The following is an 18,570-nucleotide window of genomic DNA, read 5'->3' as shown; positions in this document are numbered from 1 at the left end:
CCGGTCAGCCTTCCGCCTGGAGCTTGGCGACGGCATCGACCAACTGGCCGACCGTCTCGATCTCCGCCTGCATGTTCATGGTGATGATGATGTCGAATTCATCCTCGATCGCCGCGACGAAATCCATGACGGTCAGGCTGTCCCATTCGAGGTCGCCGGCAAAGGTGGTGCTGTCGCTCAGCGTCGCACCCTTCTTGTTGAACGGCGCGATCTGGGCGGTCACGCTGTCGAAAATGCTCTGGCGGTCGGTCATGCGACGGAATCTCTTTCTTATGGGAGGGCGATCCTTGCCCCGGTTTCGCCATGGCAGGCGATTGCGGCGTCAATCGGGCAATAGTCTGGAACGGGCGGCGTTTGAAGACCCGTCGCGACAGAAGCCTATTTCAGCCAGCCCTTCGCCCTATAGGCGGCGGCGGTGGCGGTCAGGCCCTGTTCCACGGCGATCCCGGCGCGCCACAGGCTTTCCGGTACCCGCCGGTCCGGCGCGGCGACCCAGTCGGGATGGCAGAAATAGCGGACTCGGTCGGCGGTCAGCTTGGCCCCCTTGCCGCGCAACAGGCCATCGACGCGCGCGCCCAGCATCAGCGCGAGGCGGGGCAGCGACAGGGCAAAGGCCCGCCGTCCGACCGCCCGGCCCAGCGCATGGGCGAAATCGACATGGCTGAACCCGCCCGGCGCGCCGTCATCGACCTCATAGGTCGCCCCGGTCGACAGGCCGGACCGATCCCCGGCCAGCAGCACCAGCAGCCCGGCCAGATCGTCGGCATGGATCACCGACAACCGGCCAGTGGGGGGCAGCATGACGAGGCCACGCGCCGCCATCTGGAACATCTCCAGCATCTCCCGGTCGCCGGGACCATAGATGGCGGGCGGACGCACGATCGTCCAGTCGAGGGTGCCGGCCTCCACCATCCGCTCCCCTTCCCGCTTGGACCAGCCATAGTCGGAGAGCTGCGGTTCGCGCGCGGAAAGCGAGGAGACGAGGACGAAGCGCGTCACGCCCGCCGCCTGCGCCTGCTCGACCAGCACCCGCGTGCCCTCCGCATTGGCGGCGAAGAAGGCGGCACGGCCCGGCACATTGACCGCGCCCGCGACATGGATGACGGCGTCCGTTCCCGCCACGAGGCTGGCCAGCGCCGGTTCGTCCGCCAGATCGCCCGCGATCCACGCCACGCCCGGCCGCTCCGGCTGCGGTCGCCGGGTCAGCGCGCGCACGCCATGGCCGTCCGCGATCAGCCGCTCCAGTACCGCCCCGCCCAGGAAGCCGGTCGCGCCGGTCAGCGCCACGATCATGCGGCGTGCCCCGTCCATGGCGTCACAGCACCACCATATGGTCGCGATGGACCAGCACGGACCGTTGCACCTCGCCCAATATGGCGGCTATGTCCTCGCTCCGGTGGCCGATGATGCGCGCCGCGTCATCCGCGTCAAATTCAGTCAGGCCGCGCGCGATCACCGCGCCGTCGGGGGCCGCGATATTGACCACGTCGCCGCGTCGATAGTCGCCGCTGCTGCCCTTTACCCCGGCGGGCAGAAGGCTGCGTCCCCGCGCCAGCGCCGCCACCGCGCCTTCGTCCACGACCAGCGTGCCGCGCACGGTCAGTCGCCCCGCCAGCCATGTCTTGCGTGCCGTCTTGCGCTTGTCGGCGCGGAATATGGTGCCGCGCCCCGACTGGACCCAACGGGTCAGCGGCGCGTCGACCCGGCCGGAGATGATCGACAGGTGCATGCCCGCGCCGGTCGCGATGCGCGCCGCCTCCACCTTGGACGCCATGCCGCCCGATCCCATGCCGGACGCCGATTCCGCCGTCGCCATGCTGGTGATGCGCGCGTTGATCCGCTCGACCATGGGGATCAGTTCCGCCGCCGGGTCGACATGCGGGTTGGCGGTGTACAGGCCGTCGATGTCGGACAGCAGCACCACCGCATCCGCCTGCGCCGCCTGCCCGATGCGCGCGGCCAGCCGGTCATTGTCGCCGAACCGGATTTCCTCCGTCGCGACGCTGTCATTCTCGTTCACCACCGGGATCACGCCCAGCCCCAGCAGCCGTTCGAGGGTGGCGGAGGCGTTGAGATAGCGGCGGCGATGCTCCAGATCGTCCAGCGTGACGAGAATCTGCGCGGCGGCGACCCCTTCCGCCTGCAACAGCTCGGCCCAGATGCCCGACAGGGCGATCTGCCCGACGGCGGCGGCGGCCTGCGCATCTTCCAGCGTGGCGCGCCCGCCCTTGGCCAGCCCCAGCCGCCGCGCGCCCAGCGCGATGGAGCCGGACGACACGATGATGAGGCGCTGGCCCGCCCGGTGGCGCGCGGCAATCTCCGCGACCAGCGTCTTCAGCCAGTCGCGGCGGACCTCGCCATCCTTGCTGACCAGCAGGGAGGAACCGACCTTGACGATGATCCGGCCACAGACATTGGCGCGGAACCCCGTAAGCGATTCACTCATGCACTGACCCATGCGAACAGGCGCACCGGCTCGTCGCCGGTCGGATCGGTCCGCTGCGCCCCGCTGCTACCCTGCCCGGCGGAGGGGGCGGCCTGCGCCGCCCTGCGTTCGCGCACCGGCCTGTCTGGCGTGTCAGGGTGAACCTTGCACGCGCTATAGCGTGTCAGATTGGCGACCATGGCTTTGCCTCCTCCGCTTCGCCCTCGCCATCTTCGTCGTCGCCCTCGTCGGACCGATAGCCGGGCTGCCCGACGCGCTCGACCAGCGCATCCAGCAAGTCTTCCACACCCTCGCCGGTCGCGCCGGAGATGATGAATATCTCCTCCACACCGGCCTCCTGCAACTGTTCGGCAATATCTTCCATCAGTTCGGGGCCGAGCAGGTCGCCCTTGTTCAGCGCCACGATCTGCGGCTTTTCGTCCAGCCCCTCGCCATAGGCTTCCAGTTCGCCCATCACGACTTCCCAGGCCTCGATCGGGTCGTCCACCGTCGCGTCGATCAGGTGCAGCAGCACCCGGCACCGTTCGATATGGCCCAGGAAGCGGTCGCCGATGCCGACCCCTTCGGATGCGCCGGCGATCAGGCCGGGGATGTCGGCCAGCACGAATTCATTCTGCTTGTGGCTGACCACGCCCAGCTGCGGCTTGGTGGTGGTGAAGGCATAGGCCCCGACCTTCGCCTTGGTGTTCGTCACCTGGTTGATGAAGGTGGACTTGCCGGCATTGGGCAGGCCGACCAGGCCGACATCGGCCAGCAGCTTCAGCCGCAGCCACACCCATTTCTCCTCACCCGGCCAGCCCGTGCCATGCTGGCGTGGCGCGCGGTTGGTGCTGGTCTTGTAGCTCAGGTTGCCGCGACCGCCATCGCCACCCTTCAACAGGACGATGCGCTGGCCCGGCTCGGTGAAGTCGGCCAGCAACTCGGAATAGCCTTCCTCGTCCGGGTCGGTGATGATCTGCGTGCCCACCGGCACCTTGATGATCTTGTCGTTGCCGCCCGCACCCGTGCGGTTCTTGCCCATGCCGGGAATACCGCGCTGCGCCTTGAAATGCTGGGTGTAGCGAAAGTCGATGAGGGTGTTCAGGCCCGCGACGGCCTCAAAGATAATATCGCCGCCCTTGCCGCCGTCACCGCCGTCGGGGCCGCCATATTGGATGAATTTTTCACGCCGGAAGCTGACGCCTCCGGGGCCGCCCGCGCCGGAGCGAATGAAAATCTTGGCTTGATCGAGAAAATGCATGGCCCGCGCCATAGAGGGATTCGGGCCAAGGTGCCACCACCCAACCGCGTGGAAAGCGGGACAGGGTGCGAATCAGCCGGTTATCTAGCCGGATTCCGGCCGGGACAGCGCCTGTCGCCGCCCCGCCGCCATCTTTTCAGGCGTGTTTTCAGGCCCAGGCGAACAGCTTGTCGCTGTAGATTTCGCGCGCCGGTTCGTCCGTGTCGCGGGAATCCTGCGTCCGGCCGTCATATTCGAACTCGACCACCGCCACGTCGCTGGCCAGCGCGGGGTTGAGGCGCGGTTCGATGCGGCCGGTCGGGCTGAACCCGATCTTGCGCAGCACGCGGGCGGAGGCGGGGTTGTCCAGCAGATGGCCCGCCCGGACGCCCATCAGGCCGGTGGCGCGCGCGATCCGCATCACCGCGCGGGTCGCCTCCGTGGCATAGCCCAGCCCCCAATGGGACCGCTCGATCCAGTAGCGTAGCTCCAGCTTGCCGTCCTCACGCCGCGAAATACCCGCGCCGCCGACCAGCCGGGGCGCGCCGCGCGTGCGCATGAAGGCGAGGAAATCGGGCAGGCGGGGATCGCGCGGTTCGCCGATCCACTCACGGGTGCCGCTGGGGTCGATCGCGGTGGGCGCGTCCAACAGGGTGCGGGCGATGGCGGGATCGCTCAGCGCCTTGGCCAGCGGCTCCGCGTCCTCCGGCCAACTGGGGCGCAATATCAGTCTCTCGGTGCGGGCGAACATCTGCGGTTTTCCTTTTTTGCTCTGGCGTTGCTCGTCCCCGTCGCGCGGCCTTTAGTCTCCAAAGGTGACAGGTATGCGACAGCGCGGGCGGAAATGCCGTGCCGCACTCCCACCCGCTCAACGGCAAAGATCGCCTTTCGATCCCGCGGAATCGCTGTTGGCAAAACGGTCCGCCGCAAATCTGCGGCGGGGCCGGGTCAGCCGGTGTGTTTCAGATATGTGCCGAACCACGCCAGCGATGCGGTCCAGGCTGCAGCGGCGGCCTGCTCATGATAGCTGGGCCGGTAATCCGCCATGAAGCCATGCTCCGCCTCCGGATAGACGGTGATGGCGGACGGGGGCGATTTGCCGGTTTCGGTCAGTTTCGCGCGCATCGCCTCGACATCGGTCAGGGGGATACCGCGATCCTTGCCGCCATATTGGCCCAGCACCGGGGCATGGAGCGCCGCCGCCGTGCCCAGCGCCGACTGCGGCTGGAGCGCGGTCGGCTGGCTGTTCAGCCTGCCATAGAAGGCCACGCCCGCATCCAGGTGGGCCGAATGGGCGGCATAGAGCCACACGATTCGCCCGCCCCAGCAAAAGCCGGTGATGCCGCGCCGCCGCGCATCGCCGCCATGCGCCCCGGCCCAGGCATAGAGGGCGTCGATGTCGGCCAGCACCTGTGCATCGGGGGTGGGGGAGACGATGGTGGCGCTCAGTTGCTTCATGTCGGCGACCTTGGTGGCGTCGCCCGCGCGCGCGAACAGGTCCGGCGCGACCGCGTAATAGCCCGCCTTGGCCAAGCGGCGGCAGATGTCCTTCACCCATTCATGCACGCCGAAGATCTCATGCACCACCACGATGACGGGGGCGGGCTTGCCGCCCTTGGGCCGGGCGACGAACAGCGGCAGGGAGACGCCGTCGGGCGCCTTGAACGTCGTCGTCTCTTGCACCAGCCCGTCGCCGGACGTCTGGATCGTCGCGGCGGAAATCGGCTGGCAGGCGAGGGCGAAACCGGCGGCATAGGCCCCGCCGCGGATCACCGCACGGCGATTGAGGCCGGTCGCGATCCAATTGTCGTCCTCTGGTCCGCTATCGTCTGGCAAAAGATCGTTCGTCATCCTCAAAGCTCCCATGGCCCCGTGCCGCATCGCGAACCTATGGCAATATGATAGGATTGCAAGGATTGGCGGGAAGGCTGCCGACCGTTCCGGGCGGATCGCTTGACTCGGCTCCGGCCCGCTCGTTACCCCTGACGGTAGAGGACAAGGCTGGCCATCCAGGCACCGGCCGCCCCGCCGGAGAGGCCATGCCCGATACGACTCCGCCCCGCATCCCCAACCTGCCCCGCGACCAGTGGACCGACCCGGCGCGGGAGGTCTTTTCCTTCTGGGGCGAGCCGGGGTCGTGGGAGAATGGATCGCGCACCAATATCCAGATGGTGATGGCCAACCACCCGCCGCTGGGCCGGGCGTTCAACATCTTTGGCAAGCATCTGCTGCTCGATTCGACGGTGCCGGTGCGCGCGCGCGAACTGATCGTGCTGCGGACCAGCTGGCATCTGAAGGCCGAATATGAATGGCATTACCATGTCGGCTACGCGCTCAAGGCGGGGCTTACGCTGGCCGAGGTCGCCGGGATCGGGGAGGGGCCGGACGCCGCCGTGTGGGACGACCGGGAGGAGGATCGGGCGGTGCTGCGCGCGGTCGACGAACTGGTGCGGGATTCGCGGATTTCGGACGCGACATGGGCCACCCTGTCGCGCAGCTTCTCGAAGGAGCAGCTGATGGATATGGTCTTCACCATCGGCCATTATGTGATGCTGAGCTGGTCCATCGCCGCCTTCGGCATCCCGCTGGAGGAGGGTGTCGACCGGATCGGCTTCGATCTCCGCACGGCGTCGGGCCAGACGCCGGGCGTGCGGTTCCGGCCCGGCGAGACGGACGATTGGGCGGAAGGCTGATCGGGCCAGAACGCAGGGCCTGTTCGCTTGACCGGAACAGGGGGCCTGAACAGGGGGTCTGAACGGGGGACCAGATCGCAGGGGCGGCTTGCCTTGATGCCCGCGCTCGCGATAACGGGGTGCATAGCCTTTCATTGGAGAAGATATGTCTGAGCAGACCAGCCCCCGCGTCCCCCCGCTGCCGCGTGAGGAGCTTACCGATCCCGCACGGGAAGTCTGCGCCTTCTGGGGCGAGCCGAACGCCTGGGAAGAAGGATCGAAGACCAATGTCATCAACGTGATGGCGCAGCACCCGCCGCTGGGTAAGGTCTATAACGAATGGGGCAAACACTTCCTTATGAACAACTCGCTGGCCCTGCGCCAGCTGGAGCTGATCGTGCTGCGCGTCGCATGGCGGGTGAAGTCGGCCTATGAGTGGCACAACCATGTCGGCTATGCGATCAACTGCGGCATCACGCTGGAGGAGATTGCGGCCTGTCAGGAGGAGCCGATCGTCTTCGGCTGGGCGGAGCAGGACAAGGCCGTGCTCGATTCCGTCGATGAACTGATCGACCTGGGCAAGATCAGCGATGCGACCTGGGCCACCCTCTCGCGCCATTACAACCGCCAGCAGTTGATGGACCTGACCTTCACCATCGGCCATTATGTGATGACGAGCTGGGCGCTGTCCTCCTTCGAAGTGGGCATCGAACATGCCGACCCCATCGGCTTCGACCTGAAGCATGCATCGGGCAAGGTGCCGGGCGCGACCTACAAGCCGATGGAGACGGAGGACTGGACCTCCACCCGCGGCTATTGAGAGGCGCAGGGGCGGGTGGCCGGGTTACTCCCGGCCGCCTCGCCCGCGATTGTCGGGCCGACGATGCAGGGCCATTCTTCCGTCATTCCGGGAAGGCCGGGATTTCCCCGCAATTAAGGGATGCCCCCGGCTCAAGCGGGGCTTCGCACGCCAGCCGGGTTTAGCCGCAGGGCCATCATCCCGCCTGTCTCCGCCCCCCCGGTCCCGGAACCGTCCGCCTCCCCCGAATCGCCCCATGACGCAAAAAGGGCGGACCTCGCGGCCCGCCCTCTTGGCTTCCCATGTCCCCTTGGGACCGGGATCGTCGCGCTTACTCGGCTGCGAGAGCCACGGCGTCGACGGAAACATACTTGCGGCCCAGCTTGCCGTCATGGAAGGTCACGCGACCTTCGGTCAGGGCGAACAGCGTGTGGTCCTTGCCGATGCCGACGTTGCGGCCCGGATAGACGCGCGTGCCGCGCTGGCGGATGATGATGTTGCCGCCGATGACCTGCTGGCCACCGAACTTCTTCACGCCAAGGCGCTTCGACTCGGAGTCGCGACCGTTGCGCGACGAGCCGCCTGCTTTCTTATGTGCCATTGCTGGGTGCTCCTATCAGGCGCCGATGGACACGATCTTGAGGATCGTGTGCTGCTGGCGGTGGCCGTTGCGGCGACGGTAATTGTGCCGGCGGCGCTTCTTGAAAACGATGACCTTGTCGGCCTTTGCCTGCGCGATGATCTCGGCGGCAACGGTCAGGCCCTTGGTGTCCTTGAGTTCGCTGCCTTCGCCTGCGAACAGGACGTCGTCCAGCGTAACCTTGTCACCGGCGTCACCGGCCAGCTTCTCAACGACGATCTTGTCTCCGGCGGCTACGCGATACTGCTTGCCGCCCGTGCGCACGACTGCGAACATGGGCTTATCTCTTCTGGTCAAAAGCATGACGCGACCGACACCGCAAACCGGGGTCAGCACGCGAGAAGTTGGCGCGTTAGTAGATGAGTTGCGGACTGTCAATGGAGATGCCGGCCGCGAATGTGGGATTCCTGCCCCCTCCCACGGCGCCACTGGCCGGGGTGAGCGGCTTTCCTGTCCGCTATTTTGGACCCTATGCCTTGGACTTGTCGAAAGGCTGCCCTTTCTGAGCAAAGAGCAGGGCCGGGACATTTCGGCGATTCGCCCATCTCGGCGGACGTGACGCCAGTCCTTCCAAAAATAGGGCATAGCCAAGGGAAGCCGGGCGTTGTCGCCGCACCGGACCGGAAACGCCAACGCCCCGCCCTCATGCGATGGCGGCCGCGATTCGCCGCCCGCTCACCCGCGCCTTCCCGCACCCGCCGAATCGGGGACGGCCTCTTCACCATGCACGCGCCCATCTTGCACCGGCTCCGCTCGCCGCCTACATCCCGGCCATCATGCTACGTCGTCTCACCGCCCTCCTTGCGCTCCTGTGGTTCGGGTCCGTCGAATCGGCCCACGCCCAGCAACGCACCTATCCCTCCCTCTCGCGCCGTCCGGTGGAAAGCCGGGACCGCGATGCGGAACTGGCGAAGGCGGCGGAACAGGTGGTCGCGCCCAGGCCGCTCGATGCCGCGGTGCTGGCCGAACTGGGTCGACTCTCGACGCAGGCGACGGCGGGCGGCAGCGCCTTCGACCGCGACGTGGCCCAGTCGGACCGGGCCGTTGCGGCGGCGGCGGGCACGGCGTCCGTCTCCAGCGAAGCCTGGATTCTCGCGCAGCAGGCGCTCAGCGCGCTCGACGCCAGCCGATTCGACAGCGTCAGCGCGCTGGCGGGCATGGACAGCATCTATGTGGAGCAGCTCAACGGGGGCCGCGACGTGTCCGCCGTGGAGGGGTATCGCGCGCCCGTCCTCGCTATGGTCGACCGGCAGAACGACCGGCTGGATTCGCTGCGGTTCAGGCTGACGCGGCCCTGATCGCGTCCTGTGCGGCGGCCTTGTGCATCGCCGCGTTGATGACATAGCCCGCGACGCCCGCTTTCATGCCCGCAATGTCGGCCTCGCTCAGGTCGCGCGCATATTTGGCGGGGCGGCCCTGCCAGAGCTGGCCGGAGGGCAGGCGCTTGCCGGGGGTGAGCATCGCTCCCGCCGCCAGCATAGCGTCCGCTTCGATCTCACACCCGTCCATCACGATCGCGCCCAGCCCGACGAAGGCGCGCGGGTGCAGGATGCAGCCATGCACCATGGCGAGATGGCCGATCAGCACGTCTTCGCCAATGATCGTGGGGTGCCCGTCGGGATTGCCCGGCTTGGGGCTGTCGCAATGGATGACGGTGCCGTCCTGGATGTTGGACCGCGCGCCGATGCGGATATGGTTGATGTCGGCGCGGATCACGCAATTGTACCAGACGCTGGCCTCCGGCCCGATCTCCACGTCGCCAACGATCACCACGCCCGCCGCGATGAAGGCGCTGTCATGGATTCGCGGATATTTGCCGTTGATGGGCAGGATGGTGGGTCCGGTCATGCGGGGCGTCCGATCGCATAGGTGACATGGGGTTTCAGCGGGTCGCCATCGGCCACCGCCGGATGATCGAAATCATGGTCCTCCCGGCGGCCCATGCCAAGCCTTTCCATTAGGCCCCAGCTTCGGCTGTTGGATCGGGCGGTGATCGCCCAGATGCTGTCCACGCCCAGCGTGCGCCAGCCCCAGTCGAGGCTGGCCTCCGCCGCCTCGCGGGCATAGCCCTGTCCCCACAGGTCGGCGTCCAGCCGCCAGCCGATCTCAACCTGCCCCTCGATGGGTGTGCCCTCCGCGCCGGGCTTCAGGCCGCAAAAGCCGATGACCCGGCCATCCGCCCGCCGCTCCATGGCCCAGAAGATGAAGCGATGCGTCTGGCGATAGCCGACCATCAGGTCGACCATCGCGTCGGACTGCGCTCGATCCAACACGGGGCCGAGCGTGGCCATGACGCGCGGGTCGCCGGACAGGCGAAACCAGTCCGCCTTGTCCTCCGGCCGCCACCAGCGCAGGATCAGCCTTTCGGTTGTAACAGTTGTAAAAGTCACCGCGCCATCAGGCGCGCCGCATCCAGCGCATGATAGGTCAGCACGCCGGTGCAGCCCGCCCGCTTGAAGCTCATCAGCGTCTCCAGCACCAGCGCCTCCCGCTCCCCCGCGCCCACGGCGACGGCGGCCTCGATCATCGCATATTCGCCTGACACCTGATAGGCGAAGACGGGGATGTTGAAGCTGTCCTTCACCCGCGCCACCACGTCCAGATAGGGCAGGCCGGGCTTCACCATCACGCTGTCCGCGCCCTCGGCAATGTCCAGAGCGACCTCGCGCAGCGCTTCGCCCATATTGGCCGGGTCCATCTGATAGCTTTTCTTGTTGCCCTTCAGCAGGCCGCCGCTGCCCACCGCATCGCGGAACGGGCCATAGAAGGCGGAGGCATATTTGGCGGCATAGGCCATGATCTGCACGTTGGCATGGCCCTCCTGCTCCAGCGCCTCGCGAATCGCACCGATGCGGCCGTCCATCATATCGGACGGGGCGATGATGTCCGCGCCCGCCGCCGCCTGGTTCAGCGCCTGCCCGACCAGCGCGTCCACGGTCGCGTCATTGACGACATAGCCGGCCTCGTCGATCAGCCCGTCCTGCCCATGGGCGGTATAGGGATCGAGCGCCACATCGGTCAGCAGACCCACGTCCAGCCCCGCATCCTTGATCGCGCGAATCGCCCGGCACATCAGATTGTCGGGGTTCAGCGCCTCGACGCCATCGTCACTGCGCCGGTCGGGCTGGGTGTTGGGGAAGAGGGCGAGGCAGGGGATGCCCGCGTCCACCCCTTCGCGCGCGCGCTCCACGATCCGGTCGACGGACCAGCGCGACACGCCGGGCAGGGACTTGATCGGTTCTTCCACCTGCTTCCCCTCGGTCACGAACAGCGGCCAGATCAGGTCGGCGGGGGAGAGGCGGTGTTCGGCGTGCATCGCGCGGCTCCAGGTGGAGGCGCGGGTGCGTCGCAGGCGGATCGCCGGATAGGCGGCAGGGGTAAAGCTCATGCCCGGCGAGATAAGCCCGCCGGGGTCCGGGATCAATTGGCTTGTGGCTGGACGAAATGCCTCAGCGGGCGGATCAGGCGGTCAGCGCGACCAGATCGACGCCCATGCTGGCGACCAGCGGCAGGCCCACGGCCGCGCCGGCGGACAGGCCGCACAGGATATAGCCGACATAGACCAGCGACCGCGCGTGCGCCCGGCCCTCGCGCTTGTTGCGCGATGCGGACGACAGAACGAAGCTCAGGAGCAGCCCATAAATAACGATAGCGAATTGCAGCATTGGTTCACCCACCCTCAAAACGGCCATGACGGGTTCGGCGCGGACCCCCATCCGCTCCATCCCAATGGCCGACAGTCTGGCCGATCATGGTTAATTTTCCGTTCTTCCGGGCGGCACGGCAATACAAGGGGAACGGTACGGGCGCGTACCGGCATTGCGCCGGGCCGCCAGCGGCGTGCGCCGAACCGCATTATCGCGATGGAACCACCCTCTCCTGCGCGACACCCTGTTCAACGGGGCAGGCGGCTGATATTCGATGCCGCGCATGTCCGATTTCCGCGATCCCTTCGACGCCATCAAGGATCATCCCTTTGATGAGGCGCTTTCCGAACGCTATCTGGTTTACGCCCTGTCGACGATCACGGCACGTTCGCTGCCCGATCTGCGCGACGGGCTGAAGCCGGTGCACCGACGCCTGCTCTGGGCGATGCGGTTGCTGAAGCTGGAGCCGAGCGGGGCGAATCCCGACATCCTCGTCGCCAATCCGGCGCGCAACGGCACCGGCTACAAGAAATGCGCCCGCGTGGTCGGCGATGTCATCGGCAAATATCATCCACATGGCGACACCTCCGTCTATGACGCGATGGTCCGCCTCGCGCAGGAGTTCTCGCTCCGCACGCCTCTGGTCCAGGGTCAGGGCAATTTCGGCAATATCGACGGCGATAATGCCGCGGCCATGCGCTATACCGAGGCGCGGTTGACCCAGCCCGCCGCCGACCTGATGGCCGGTCTGGACGAGGGGACGGTCGATTTCCGCCCCACCTATAATGGGGAGGAGGAAGAGCCGGAGGTGTTCCCCGGCCTGTTTCCCAATCTCCTCGCCAATGGCGCCAGCGGCATCGCGGTGGGCATGGCGACCAGCATCCCGCCGCATAATGTGGCGGAGATCATCGACGCCGCCATGCTGTTGATCGACGCACCCGAATCGGACGATGCGGCGCTGATGCAGGTCGTGCGCGGCCCGGACTTCCCGACCGGCGGTATCCTCGTCGATGGCCCGCATGTAATCGCCAACGCCTATGCCACCGGGCGCGGCTCCTTCCGCCTGCGCGCGCGCTTCGCGGGCAAGGAGGTCGACGGCAAATGGGTGGTGGTGCCGGAGAAGCTCGCCAACGGCACCTGGCAGCTTGTCGTCACCGAAATCCCCTATCATGTGCAGAAGTCGAAGCTGATCGAGCAGATCGCGACGCTCATCACCGACAAGAAGCTGCCGATCCTGGCCGATGTGCGCGACGAATCGGATGCGGAGATCCGGCTGGTGCTGGAACCGCGCAGCCGCACCGTCGATCCCGACGTGTTGATGGACAGCCTGTTTCGCCTGACCGACCTCGAAACCCGCTTCCCGCTCAACCTCAACGTGCTGGACGCGACGCGCACCCCGCGCGTGATGGGCCTGCGAACCGTTCTCACCGAATGGCTGCGCCACCAGATAGAGGTGCTGCTGCGCCGCTCCCGCTACCGGCTGGAAAAGATCGCCGACCGGCTGGAACTGCTCGAAGGCTATATCATCGCCTTCCTCAACCTCGACCGGGTGATCGAGATCATCCGCACCGAGGACGAGCCGAAGCAGGTGATGATGGCGGAGTTCAGCCTCACCGACCGGCAGGCCGAAGCGATCCTCAACATGCGCCTGCGCTCCCTGCGCAAGCTGGAGGAGATGGAGCTGCGCCGCGAGCATGACGAACTGCTCAAGGAGCGCGAGGAGCTGAACAAGCTCATCGACAATCCCGGCCGCCAGCGTACCCGGCTCAAGAAGGATCTGGGTGCGATCCGCAAGCGGTACGCCCCCGAATCGGGCATCGGCGCGCGCCGTACTGCCATCGAGGAAGCCGGTCCCGCTCGTGAGATCCCGCTGGAGGCGATGATCGAGCGCGAACCGATCACCGTCATCCTGTCCCAACGCGGCTGGATTCGCGCGATGAAGGGGCATGTCGACCTGTCCGCCACCGAAGCGGCGAAGTTCAAGGAGGGTGACGGCCCCGCCTTTGCCTTCCACACCCAGACGACGGACAAGCTGCTCCTCATCGCGTCCGACGGCCGCTTCTTTACGCTGGGCGCGGACAAGTTGCCCGGCGGGCGCGGCTTTGGCGAGCCTGTGCGGCTGATGATCGACATGGCGAACGAGACGCAGGTGAAGGCGCTGATGGTCGCTCGCCCCGGTGGTCGCCTCCTCCTCGCGTCCAGCGACGGGCGCGGTTTCGTGGCGCAGATCGACGATGTGATCGCGGAAACGCGCAAGGGGCGGCAGGTGGTCAACCTGCGCCCCGGCTCCTCGCTGGCCGTGATTCGCGTCATCGAACCGGGGGCGGACAGCGTTGCCGTGATCGGCAACAACCGCAAGCTGGTGGTCTTTGCGCTGGCCGAAATGCCGGTCATGGCGCGGGGGCAGGGGGTTCAGCTCCAGCGGTATCGCGACGGCGGCCTGTCCGACGCGACCACTTTTGTCCTGGCGGACGGATTGAGCTGGGCGATGGGCGGCGAGACGGGGCGGACGCGGACCGAAGTCGATCTGTTGCCGTGGCGCGCGGCGCGGGGCGCATCCGGCCGGATGCCGCCACAGGGTTTCCGCCGGGACAATCGTTTTGGGTGAGCCGACTCTAATGATCGGGCGCCAGGCAGCCTAACCTGGTTTAAATCATAGAAAACATTGCGAATTGCCGCATGATTTAGCGTTCATTTACTATCCATTGGCTATGCCATGATTCATGACCGCTCGTGCTGCGCGCCTCAAACAAAGCCCTAAGGCTCCGTTGCGCCATGCTGATTCCGCTCTGGATCTGCATGACATTGCGGGCATGCGCTCGATGGTCGATGCGATTCTTCACCCCGCCGCCGTCCTCCGGCCCTGCGGCGACTCGGTGGAGTTCATCGCCACCAACTGCCGCTTCGATCAGTTCCTGCTGGACCGCAACGCCGAACCCTCGCCGGGGGACGAAGCGCAGCGGGCGGGCTGGATTCCGCGCATCCATGCTGTCGCCATGGGGCAGGAGGATGCGCTCCAGTTCGACCTAGACTATGGCAGCGCGCTCGGTCCCCGCACCTATAGCGCGTCGGTGGCGCGAATCGTCCTGCCCGGCGGGTCCGGCCCGCTGGCCCTATTTACCGCCATCGACCGATCGGACGCCAGCCGGATCGAGAAGGTGCTGCGCCGCGAACTGCTGACCGACATGCTAACCGCGCTGCCCAACCGCGCCGGTTTCCTGGAGGAGGTCGAGACGCGCGACGCGCGGCCGCAGGTCGGCCATGCGATCATCACGGTCGATCTGGTCCGCTTCAGCCGTATCAACGAATCGCTCGGTTCCATCGCGGGCGACGAGATCATCATCACCGTCGCGCGCCGCATCAAGTCGATCCTGCGCGCGGGTGACGTGCTGGGCCGCGTCGGCGGCAATGAATTCGCCATCCACTCGACCGACGTGTCCGGCATGGACGATGTGCTGCAAATCGCCAATCGCGTCCGCGCCGCGCTGGCCACCCCGATTCGCATCTCCTCCTATCTCATCAATGTGGAGGCCGCTGTCGGGTGCGCCCTCGCCAATGGGGACGAGGATGACGCCGAGGAGCTGTTCCGTCGCGCGCAGGCCGCCGTCAAACGCTCCAAGCAAAGCGGCGCGTTCGAGGTTTACCGGCCCAGCACGCTGATCGAAGCGCAGGAGCGGTTCAACCTCGAAAGCCGCCTGCGCGACGCGCTGGCGCAGGATGCGCTGCACCTCGATTTCCAGCCGTTCGTCTCGCTGGCGACCGGGGAGGTCGTGGGGTTCGAGGCGCTGGCCCGCTGGAACGATGCGGAGCTGGGCTTTGTCTCGCCCGTGAAATTCATCCCGGTGGCGGAGGAGTCGGGCCTGATCCTGCCGCTCGGCCGCTGGGCGCTACGCAAGGCGGCGGAGCATCTGGCCCATTGGGACAGGCAATTCGGGGGGCGCGTGCCGCTCACCCTCAACGTCAACGTCTCGCCGGTGCAGATCGCGCGCGACGATGTGGCCGATGCGGTGCGCGAGGCATTGCTGGCGTCGGGCGTCGATGGCGCGCGGGTCACGGTGGAAGTCACCGAAAGCGCCCTTGTCACCGACATCGACAAGACGCGCCGCCTGTTGAACGCGCTCAAGGCGATGGACCTGACCATCGCGATGGACGATTTCGGCACCGGCTTCTCCAACCTCGCCAATCTCCAGATGCTGCCCATCGACGTGCTCAAGATCGACCGCAGCTTCGTGAACGGCATGGTCGACGATGGCGACAAGGTCGCGATCGTCCGCGCCATCCTCAGCCTTGCCGGTGCGCTGGGCATGCGGACGGTGGCAGAGGGTATCGAGACGGCGGAAGTCGGGCAGGCGCTGGCCGATCTGGGTTGCGACCGGGGGCAGGGCTATCATTATGCCCGTCCCATGTCGGCCGACGACGCCTTCGCCTTCTGGCGGGACCGCTACAAGCCCGCGACCTGATCCGCGCTCAGCTCCTCCGGCCGCCGATCTCTCAATTCCCGTCGCCCGCCCTCGTCAGGCCCGGCAGCGAATCGGCCAGCGCCAGCGTTTCCTCCCGCGCCGGATAGCCCGCCGCGATCCATTCCTCTTCCAGTGCCCGCAGGGCCTGCGCGACCTGCGGCCCCGCCGTCATGCCTCGCGCGATCAGGTCGCCGCCGCTGACGGGCAGGCGCGGCGCGGTCCATGCCGCCAGCATCGGCGCCTCCTGTGGATCAAAGGCTCGCCCCAGCGCGATCCGGTCCAGCGCGCCGCGATGGCCCAGCCGATAGGCCAGCGCCCGAGCATCCCCCGTCACCGCCTCGCCCAGCGCCGCGCCGATTCGCGCCCGCGCCTTGTTGGACAGTTTCAGCCGGGCGGCGACCCGTTCCGCCACCGCTCCATCCTCCGGCAACAGCGCGACGAGGCGCAGCAGGCCGTCGGGCGCTTCGCCCATCGCGGTCTCCCGCGCGATCAGCGCCGCGACCCGATTCGGCCCGTCGCCGGTGATTTCCGGGATGATGGATGTGAAGATGCCGCCCTCGACCATCAGGCGCAGCGCGGGCACCGGGTCTGCGGTGCCGAGCAGCTTGAGCATTTCGTCCGCGATCCGCTCACGCGACAGCGCCATCAGGGTTGGCGCCTTGGCGACGCAGGCGGCATAATCCTCCGTCGCGGCATCGGCCACGCCAAATCGGGCGAGGAACCGGAAATAGCGCAGGATACGCAGATGATCCTCGTCGATCCGGGTCGCCGCATCGCCGATGAATCGCACCCGTCCGAGGGCAAGGTCCGCCCGCCCGCCGAAATAATCATGCAGCGCGCCGGTCGACGGGTCGGCGTAGAGTGCGTTCATCGTAAAGTCGCGCCGTGCCGCATCCTCCCGCCAGTCGCTGGCAAAGGCGACGGTGGCGCGCCGCCCATCGGTCGTCACATCATGGCGCAGCGTGGTGATCTCCACTGGCCCGCGCGGCAATATTCCGGTGACGGTGCCATGGGCGATGCCGGTCGGAATCGCCTTGATCCCCGCCGCCTTCAGCCGCTCGATGACAGCTTGCGGACGATGCGCAGTGGCGATGTCCACATCCTTGACCGCCAGCTCCAGCAGCCGGTCGCGCACCGCCCCGCCGACTACCCGTGCTTCCCCGTCGCCGCCCAGCACCGCGGCCAGCCGCAACAGGTCGGGGTCGTCGCGCCAGCCCCCGGCGGGGACATGGTCGGGCAGGGGATCGGGCGCAGCAGCGTCCGTCACCGTCCCGCCCCGCTGGCGCGAAGCGAATCGAGGTCGAGCCGATAGGAGAGGTTGACCAGCATCCCCGCCGTCACGCCCCAGATGCGCCGGTCCTTCCACAATATCTCATGATAATCGCGCATCCGCCCCTCGAACTCGGTGAAGATCAGGCTGCGGCGGGTGGGGTCGAGGGCATAGGCCAACGGCACCTCGAAGATCGCGTCGACCTCGCGCGGTTCGGGCACGAAATCCACGTCCGGCGGGATCACCGCCACGACCGGGATGATGGAATAGCCGGTGTGGGTTCGAAACGGGTCGGTCGTGCCGATCACGTCGACCAGCGCGGGGGGCAGCCCGATCTCCTCCTTCGCCTCGCGCAGGGCGGCGGCGATCGCGTCCGCATCCTCCGGGTCGACCCGCCCGCCGGGAAAGGCGACCTGTCCCGGATGCTTGCGCAACTGCTCCGACCTTTGGGTCAGGATCAGGCCCGGTTCCGGTCGGTCGGTGATGGCGATCAGGACGGCGGAGGGCAGATGGTCGCCCTCCGGCGTCTCGTCATGGGAGGCGCCCAGGACGATGTCGGGATGGGCGCGCGCATGGCCTTCCTCCAGAATGCGCGCGATATGGTCACGCAGCGCCATCGCCGGTCCCGTCCTCCGCGCCGCCCAGCGGGAAGAAACGGCCATGGCTCCACACGCCCACCTCCCCGTTCGCACCTTCTGCGCCCGCACCTTCCTCTATCGCGATGGCGGCCAGCTCATAATAGACGTTGCGCCCGATCCGCGCCTCCAGCCCGCCGCGCACCGCGACATAGGGACGGGGACCATTTTCGTCGTGCCGCACGCTCAGCGCATGATCGCCGTCGAGCAGCACCAGGTCGCCGGTGTTCAGCGAAAAGGCGATCTCCCGCGCCTGCCCTTCGCCGCTCGTCTGCATGGCGATGGCGATGAAGGGGGCGTCCTCCACGTCGATGTCCAGCTTCTCGACCGGCGTGACCAGCACATGGCTGCCGTCCGGTTCCCGCCGCAACACGGTGGAGAAGAGGCGCACCATCTCCTTGCGCCCGATGGGGCTGCCCTCATGAAACCAGGTGCCGTCACGCGCGATTCGCATGCCGCTATGGCCGCAATGGGTGGGGTTCCATTGCTCGACCGGTGGCAATTTGCGTTCGGCGGCCAGCTTCGCAATGTCGGCGAGGGACAGGGTGGCAAGGTCGGGGGGCGGGTCCATGGGCATGCCCCAGAGATAGGGTGCCCCCTCCACCCGCGTAAACCCCTTTGGGCAGAAAGGGGGAGGGCGGTTGTGGGGACGGGGTTTCCTGACATCATCCCGACCGTGATCCGGCGGCCCGCTTTTCTTCAGACTTGAGGCAATGCGAGTGGCCGGAAGAGGTAACTCGACCCCGGATCAAATCTGGGGTGACAGGATGGTCAACGCCCGC

The 18,570-nt window shown here is 67.1% G+C and carries 21 protein-coding genes; 5 read left to right on the top strand and 16 right to left on the bottom strand.

Annotation, left to right across the window (positions count from 1 at the left end; all coding sequences use genetic code 11):
- Positions 1 to 4: 4 nt before the first annotated feature.
- The 7 genes from LWE61_RS00445 to LWE61_RS00415 form a co-directional block, all read right to left on the bottom strand.
- On the bottom strand, positions 5 to 253 hold the full coding sequence (locus LWE61_RS00445) for an acyl carrier protein (RefSeq protein ID WP_234147764.1): 249 nt from the start codon (positions 251 to 253) through the stop codon (positions 5 to 7).
- Positions 254 to 378: 125 nt separating this feature from the next.
- On the bottom strand, positions 379 to 1,311 hold the full coding sequence (locus LWE61_RS00440) for an NAD-dependent epimerase/dehydratase family protein (protein WP_234147763.1): 933 nt from the start codon (positions 1,309 to 1,311) through the stop codon (positions 379 to 381).
- Between the two features lie 4 nt (positions 1,312 to 1,315).
- Entirely contained in the window at positions 1,316 to 2,446 is a 1,131-nt protein-coding gene (gene proB, locus LWE61_RS00435; RefSeq protein WP_234147761.1) for a glutamate 5-kinase, read from the bottom strand.
- Positions 2,443 to 2,625 (bottom strand): hypothetical protein, encoded by a 183-nt coding sequence (locus LWE61_RS00430; protein WP_234147758.1) that lies wholly within the window; start codon positions 2,623 to 2,625, stop codon positions 2,443 to 2,445. The genes proB and LWE61_RS00430 overlap by 4 nt, the downstream gene beginning before the upstream one ends.
- A complete protein-coding gene (gene obgE / locus LWE61_RS00425; RefSeq protein ID WP_234147756.1) occupies positions 2,610 to 3,686 on the bottom strand; it encodes a GTPase ObgE in 1,077 nt (358 codons plus the stop codon). The genes LWE61_RS00430 and obgE overlap by 16 nt, the downstream gene beginning before the upstream one ends.
- A 148-nt stretch (positions 3,687 to 3,834) precedes the next feature.
- Positions 3,835 to 4,416 (bottom strand): GNAT family N-acetyltransferase, encoded by a 582-nt coding sequence (locus LWE61_RS00420; RefSeq protein ID WP_234147754.1) that lies wholly within the window; start codon positions 4,414 to 4,416, stop codon positions 3,835 to 3,837.
- 197 nt (positions 4,417 to 4,613) lie between these two features.
- Positions 4,614 to 5,516 carry a dienelactone hydrolase family protein gene (locus tag LWE61_RS00415; RefSeq protein WP_234147752.1) on the bottom strand — a complete coding sequence of 301 codons (903 nt, stop codon included), beginning with the start codon at positions 5,514 to 5,516 and terminating at the stop codon, positions 4,614 to 4,616.
- A 188-nt stretch (positions 5,517 to 5,704) separates the two neighbouring features.
- Here LWE61_RS00415 and LWE61_RS00410 point away from each other — a divergent pair, with 188 nt between their 5' ends.
- Positions 5,705 to 6,358: a carboxymuconolactone decarboxylase family protein gene (locus LWE61_RS00410; RefSeq protein ID WP_234147751.1), complete on the top strand. Its 654-nt coding sequence runs from the start codon at positions 5,705 to 5,707 to the stop codon at positions 6,356 to 6,358.
- Positions 6,359 to 6,503: 145 nt separating this feature from the next.
- A complete protein-coding gene (locus LWE61_RS00405) occupies positions 6,504 to 7,157 on the top strand; it encodes a carboxymuconolactone decarboxylase family protein (protein ID WP_234147749.1) in 654 nt (217 codons plus the stop codon).
- Positions 7,158 to 7,467: 310 nt separating this feature from the next.
- On the opposite strand, the gene rpmA is transcribed toward LWE61_RS00405, so the two are convergent.
- The gene (rpmA, locus tag LWE61_RS00400) at positions 7,468 to 7,737 is read right to left on the bottom strand and encodes a 50S ribosomal protein L27 (RefSeq protein ID WP_234147747.1); all 270 of its coding nucleotides are present in this window, start codon (positions 7,735 to 7,737) and stop codon (positions 7,468 to 7,470) included.
- A gap of 15 nt (positions 7,738 to 7,752) precedes the next feature.
- A complete protein-coding gene (rplU, locus tag LWE61_RS00395; protein WP_234147744.1) occupies positions 7,753 to 8,052 on the bottom strand; it encodes a 50S ribosomal protein L21 in 300 nt (99 codons plus the stop codon).
- A 500-nt stretch (positions 8,053 to 8,552) separates the two neighbouring features.
- Between rplU and LWE61_RS00390 the strand changes: the two genes are divergently transcribed.
- Positions 8,553 to 9,074: a hypothetical protein gene (locus LWE61_RS00390; protein ID WP_234147743.1), complete on the top strand. Its 522-nt coding sequence runs from the start codon at positions 8,553 to 8,555 to the stop codon at positions 9,072 to 9,074.
- On the opposite strand, the gene LWE61_RS00385 is transcribed toward LWE61_RS00390, so the two are convergent.
- The 4 genes from LWE61_RS00385 to LWE61_RS00370 all read right to left on the bottom strand — a co-directional run bounded on the left by LWE61_RS00385 (position 9,055) and on the right by LWE61_RS00370 (position 11,441).
- Positions 9,055 to 9,624 (bottom strand): gamma carbonic anhydrase family protein, encoded by a 570-nt coding sequence (locus LWE61_RS00385; RefSeq protein WP_234147741.1) that lies wholly within the window; start codon positions 9,622 to 9,624, stop codon positions 9,055 to 9,057. The genes LWE61_RS00390 and LWE61_RS00385 overlap by 20 nt on opposite strands.
- A complete protein-coding gene (locus tag LWE61_RS00380) occupies positions 9,621 to 10,166 on the bottom strand; it encodes a GNAT family N-acetyltransferase (RefSeq protein ID WP_234147738.1) in 546 nt (181 codons plus the stop codon). The genes LWE61_RS00385 and LWE61_RS00380 overlap by 4 nt, the downstream gene beginning before the upstream one ends.
- Positions 10,163 to 11,164, bottom strand: coding sequence for a porphobilinogen synthase (hemB, locus tag LWE61_RS00375; protein ID WP_234147736.1), 1,002 nt, complete (start codon positions 11,162 to 11,164; stop codon positions 10,163 to 10,165). The genes LWE61_RS00380 and hemB overlap by 4 nt, the downstream gene beginning before the upstream one ends.
- Positions 11,165 to 11,237: 73 nt before the next feature.
- Positions 11,238 to 11,441 (bottom strand): hypothetical protein, encoded by a 204-nt coding sequence (locus LWE61_RS00370; protein WP_234147735.1) that lies wholly within the window; start codon positions 11,439 to 11,441, stop codon positions 11,238 to 11,240.
- A gap of 265 nt (positions 11,442 to 11,706) precedes the next feature.
- Between LWE61_RS00370 and parC the strand changes: the two genes are divergently transcribed.
- On the top strand, positions 11,707 to 14,031 hold the full coding sequence (parC, locus tag LWE61_RS00365; protein ID WP_234148568.1) for a DNA topoisomerase IV subunit A: 2,325 nt from the start codon (positions 11,707 to 11,709) through the stop codon (positions 14,029 to 14,031).
- Positions 14,032 to 14,236: 205 nt separating this feature from the next.
- Positions 14,237 to 15,883 carry a putative bifunctional diguanylate cyclase/phosphodiesterase gene (locus LWE61_RS00360; RefSeq protein ID WP_234147733.1) on the top strand — a complete coding sequence of 549 codons (1,647 nt, stop codon included), beginning with the start codon at positions 14,237 to 14,239 and terminating at the stop codon, positions 15,881 to 15,883.
- 31 nt (positions 15,884 to 15,914) lie between these two features.
- On the opposite strand, the gene LWE61_RS00355 is transcribed toward LWE61_RS00360, so the two are convergent.
- From LWE61_RS00355 to LWE61_RS00345, 3 genes are read right to left on the bottom strand one after another with little or no spacing between them, the layout of a single operon-like run.
- Positions 15,915 to 17,150: a CCA tRNA nucleotidyltransferase gene (locus LWE61_RS00355; RefSeq protein WP_407696169.1), complete on the bottom strand. Its 1,236-nt coding sequence runs from the start codon at positions 17,148 to 17,150 to the stop codon at positions 15,915 to 15,917.
- On the bottom strand, positions 17,147 to 17,770 hold the full coding sequence (locus tag LWE61_RS00350) for a CoA pyrophosphatase (protein WP_234148566.1): 624 nt from the start codon (positions 17,768 to 17,770) through the stop codon (positions 17,147 to 17,149). The genes LWE61_RS00355 and LWE61_RS00350 overlap by 4 nt, the downstream gene beginning before the upstream one ends.
- Positions 17,757 to 18,365 (bottom strand): DUF1285 domain-containing protein, encoded by a 609-nt coding sequence (locus LWE61_RS00345; protein ID WP_234148565.1) that lies wholly within the window; start codon positions 18,363 to 18,365, stop codon positions 17,757 to 17,759. The genes LWE61_RS00350 and LWE61_RS00345 overlap by 14 nt, the downstream gene beginning before the upstream one ends.
- Positions 18,366 to 18,570 lie beyond the last annotated feature (205 nt).

This window comes from Sphingobium sufflavum, from assembly GCF_021403115.1.
Lineage (GTDB): Bacteria > Pseudomonadota > Alphaproteobacteria > Sphingomonadales > Sphingomonadaceae > Sphingobium > Sphingobium sufflavum.
This window is presented reverse-complemented; position numbering and strand designations above follow the sequence as displayed.

Coding starts and splice junctions, on each gene's coding strand:
- LWE61_RS00445 (WP_234147764.1), bottom strand. CDS start 253: ATGACCGACCGCCAGAGCATTTTCGACAGCGTGACCGCCCAGATCGCG.
- LWE61_RS00440 (WP_234147763.1), bottom strand. CDS start 1,311: ATGGACGGGGCACGCCGCATGATCGTGGCGCTGACCGGCGCGACCGGC.
- proB (WP_234147761.1), bottom strand. CDS start 2,446: ATGAGTGAATCGCTTACGGGGTTCCGCGCCAATGTCTGTGGCCGGATC.
- LWE61_RS00430 (WP_234147758.1), bottom strand. CDS start 2,625: ATGGTCGCCAATCTGACACGCTATAGCGCGTGCAAGGTTCACCCTGAC.
- obgE (WP_234147756.1), bottom strand. CDS start 3,686: ATGCATTTTCTCGATCAAGCCAAGATTTTCATTCGCTCCGGCGCGGGC.
- LWE61_RS00420 (WP_234147754.1), bottom strand. CDS start 4,416: ATGTTCGCCCGCACCGAGAGACTGATATTGCGCCCCAGTTGGCCGGAG.
- LWE61_RS00415 (WP_234147752.1), bottom strand. CDS start 5,516: ATGACGAACGATCTTTTGCCAGACGATAGCGGACCAGAGGACGACAAT.
- LWE61_RS00410 (WP_234147751.1), top strand. CDS start 5,705: ATGCCCGATACGACTCCGCCCCGCATCCCCAACCTGCCCCGCGACCAG.
- LWE61_RS00405 (WP_234147749.1), top strand. CDS start 6,504: ATGTCTGAGCAGACCAGCCCCCGCGTCCCCCCGCTGCCGCGTGAGGAG.
- rpmA (WP_234147747.1), bottom strand. CDS start 7,737: ATGGCACATAAGAAAGCAGGCGGCTCGTCGCGCAACGGTCGCGACTCC.
- rplU (WP_234147744.1), bottom strand. CDS start 8,052: ATGTTCGCAGTCGTGCGCACGGGCGGCAAGCAGTATCGCGTAGCCGCC.
- LWE61_RS00390 (WP_234147743.1), top strand. CDS start 8,553: ATGCTACGTCGTCTCACCGCCCTCCTTGCGCTCCTGTGGTTCGGGTCC.
- LWE61_RS00385 (WP_234147741.1), bottom strand. CDS start 9,624: ATGACCGGACCCACCATCCTGCCCATCAACGGCAAATATCCGCGAATC.
- hemB (WP_234147736.1), bottom strand. CDS start 11,164: ATGAGCTTTACCCCTGCCGCCTATCCGGCGATCCGCCTGCGACGCACC.
- LWE61_RS00370 (WP_234147735.1), bottom strand. CDS start 11,441: ATGCTGCAATTCGCTATCGTTATTTATGGGCTGCTCCTGAGCTTCGTT.
- parC (WP_234148568.1), top strand. CDS start 11,707: ATGTCCGATTTCCGCGATCCCTTCGACGCCATCAAGGATCATCCCTTT.
- LWE61_RS00360 (WP_234147733.1), top strand. CDS start 14,237: ATGCGCTCGATGGTCGATGCGATTCTTCACCCCGCCGCCGTCCTCCGG.
- LWE61_RS00350 (WP_234148566.1), bottom strand. CDS start 17,770: ATGGCGCTGCGTGACCATATCGCGCGCATTCTGGAGGAAGGCCATGCG.
- LWE61_RS00345 (WP_234148565.1), bottom strand. CDS start 18,365: ATGCCCATGGACCCGCCCCCCGACCTTGCCACCCTGTCCCTCGCCGAC.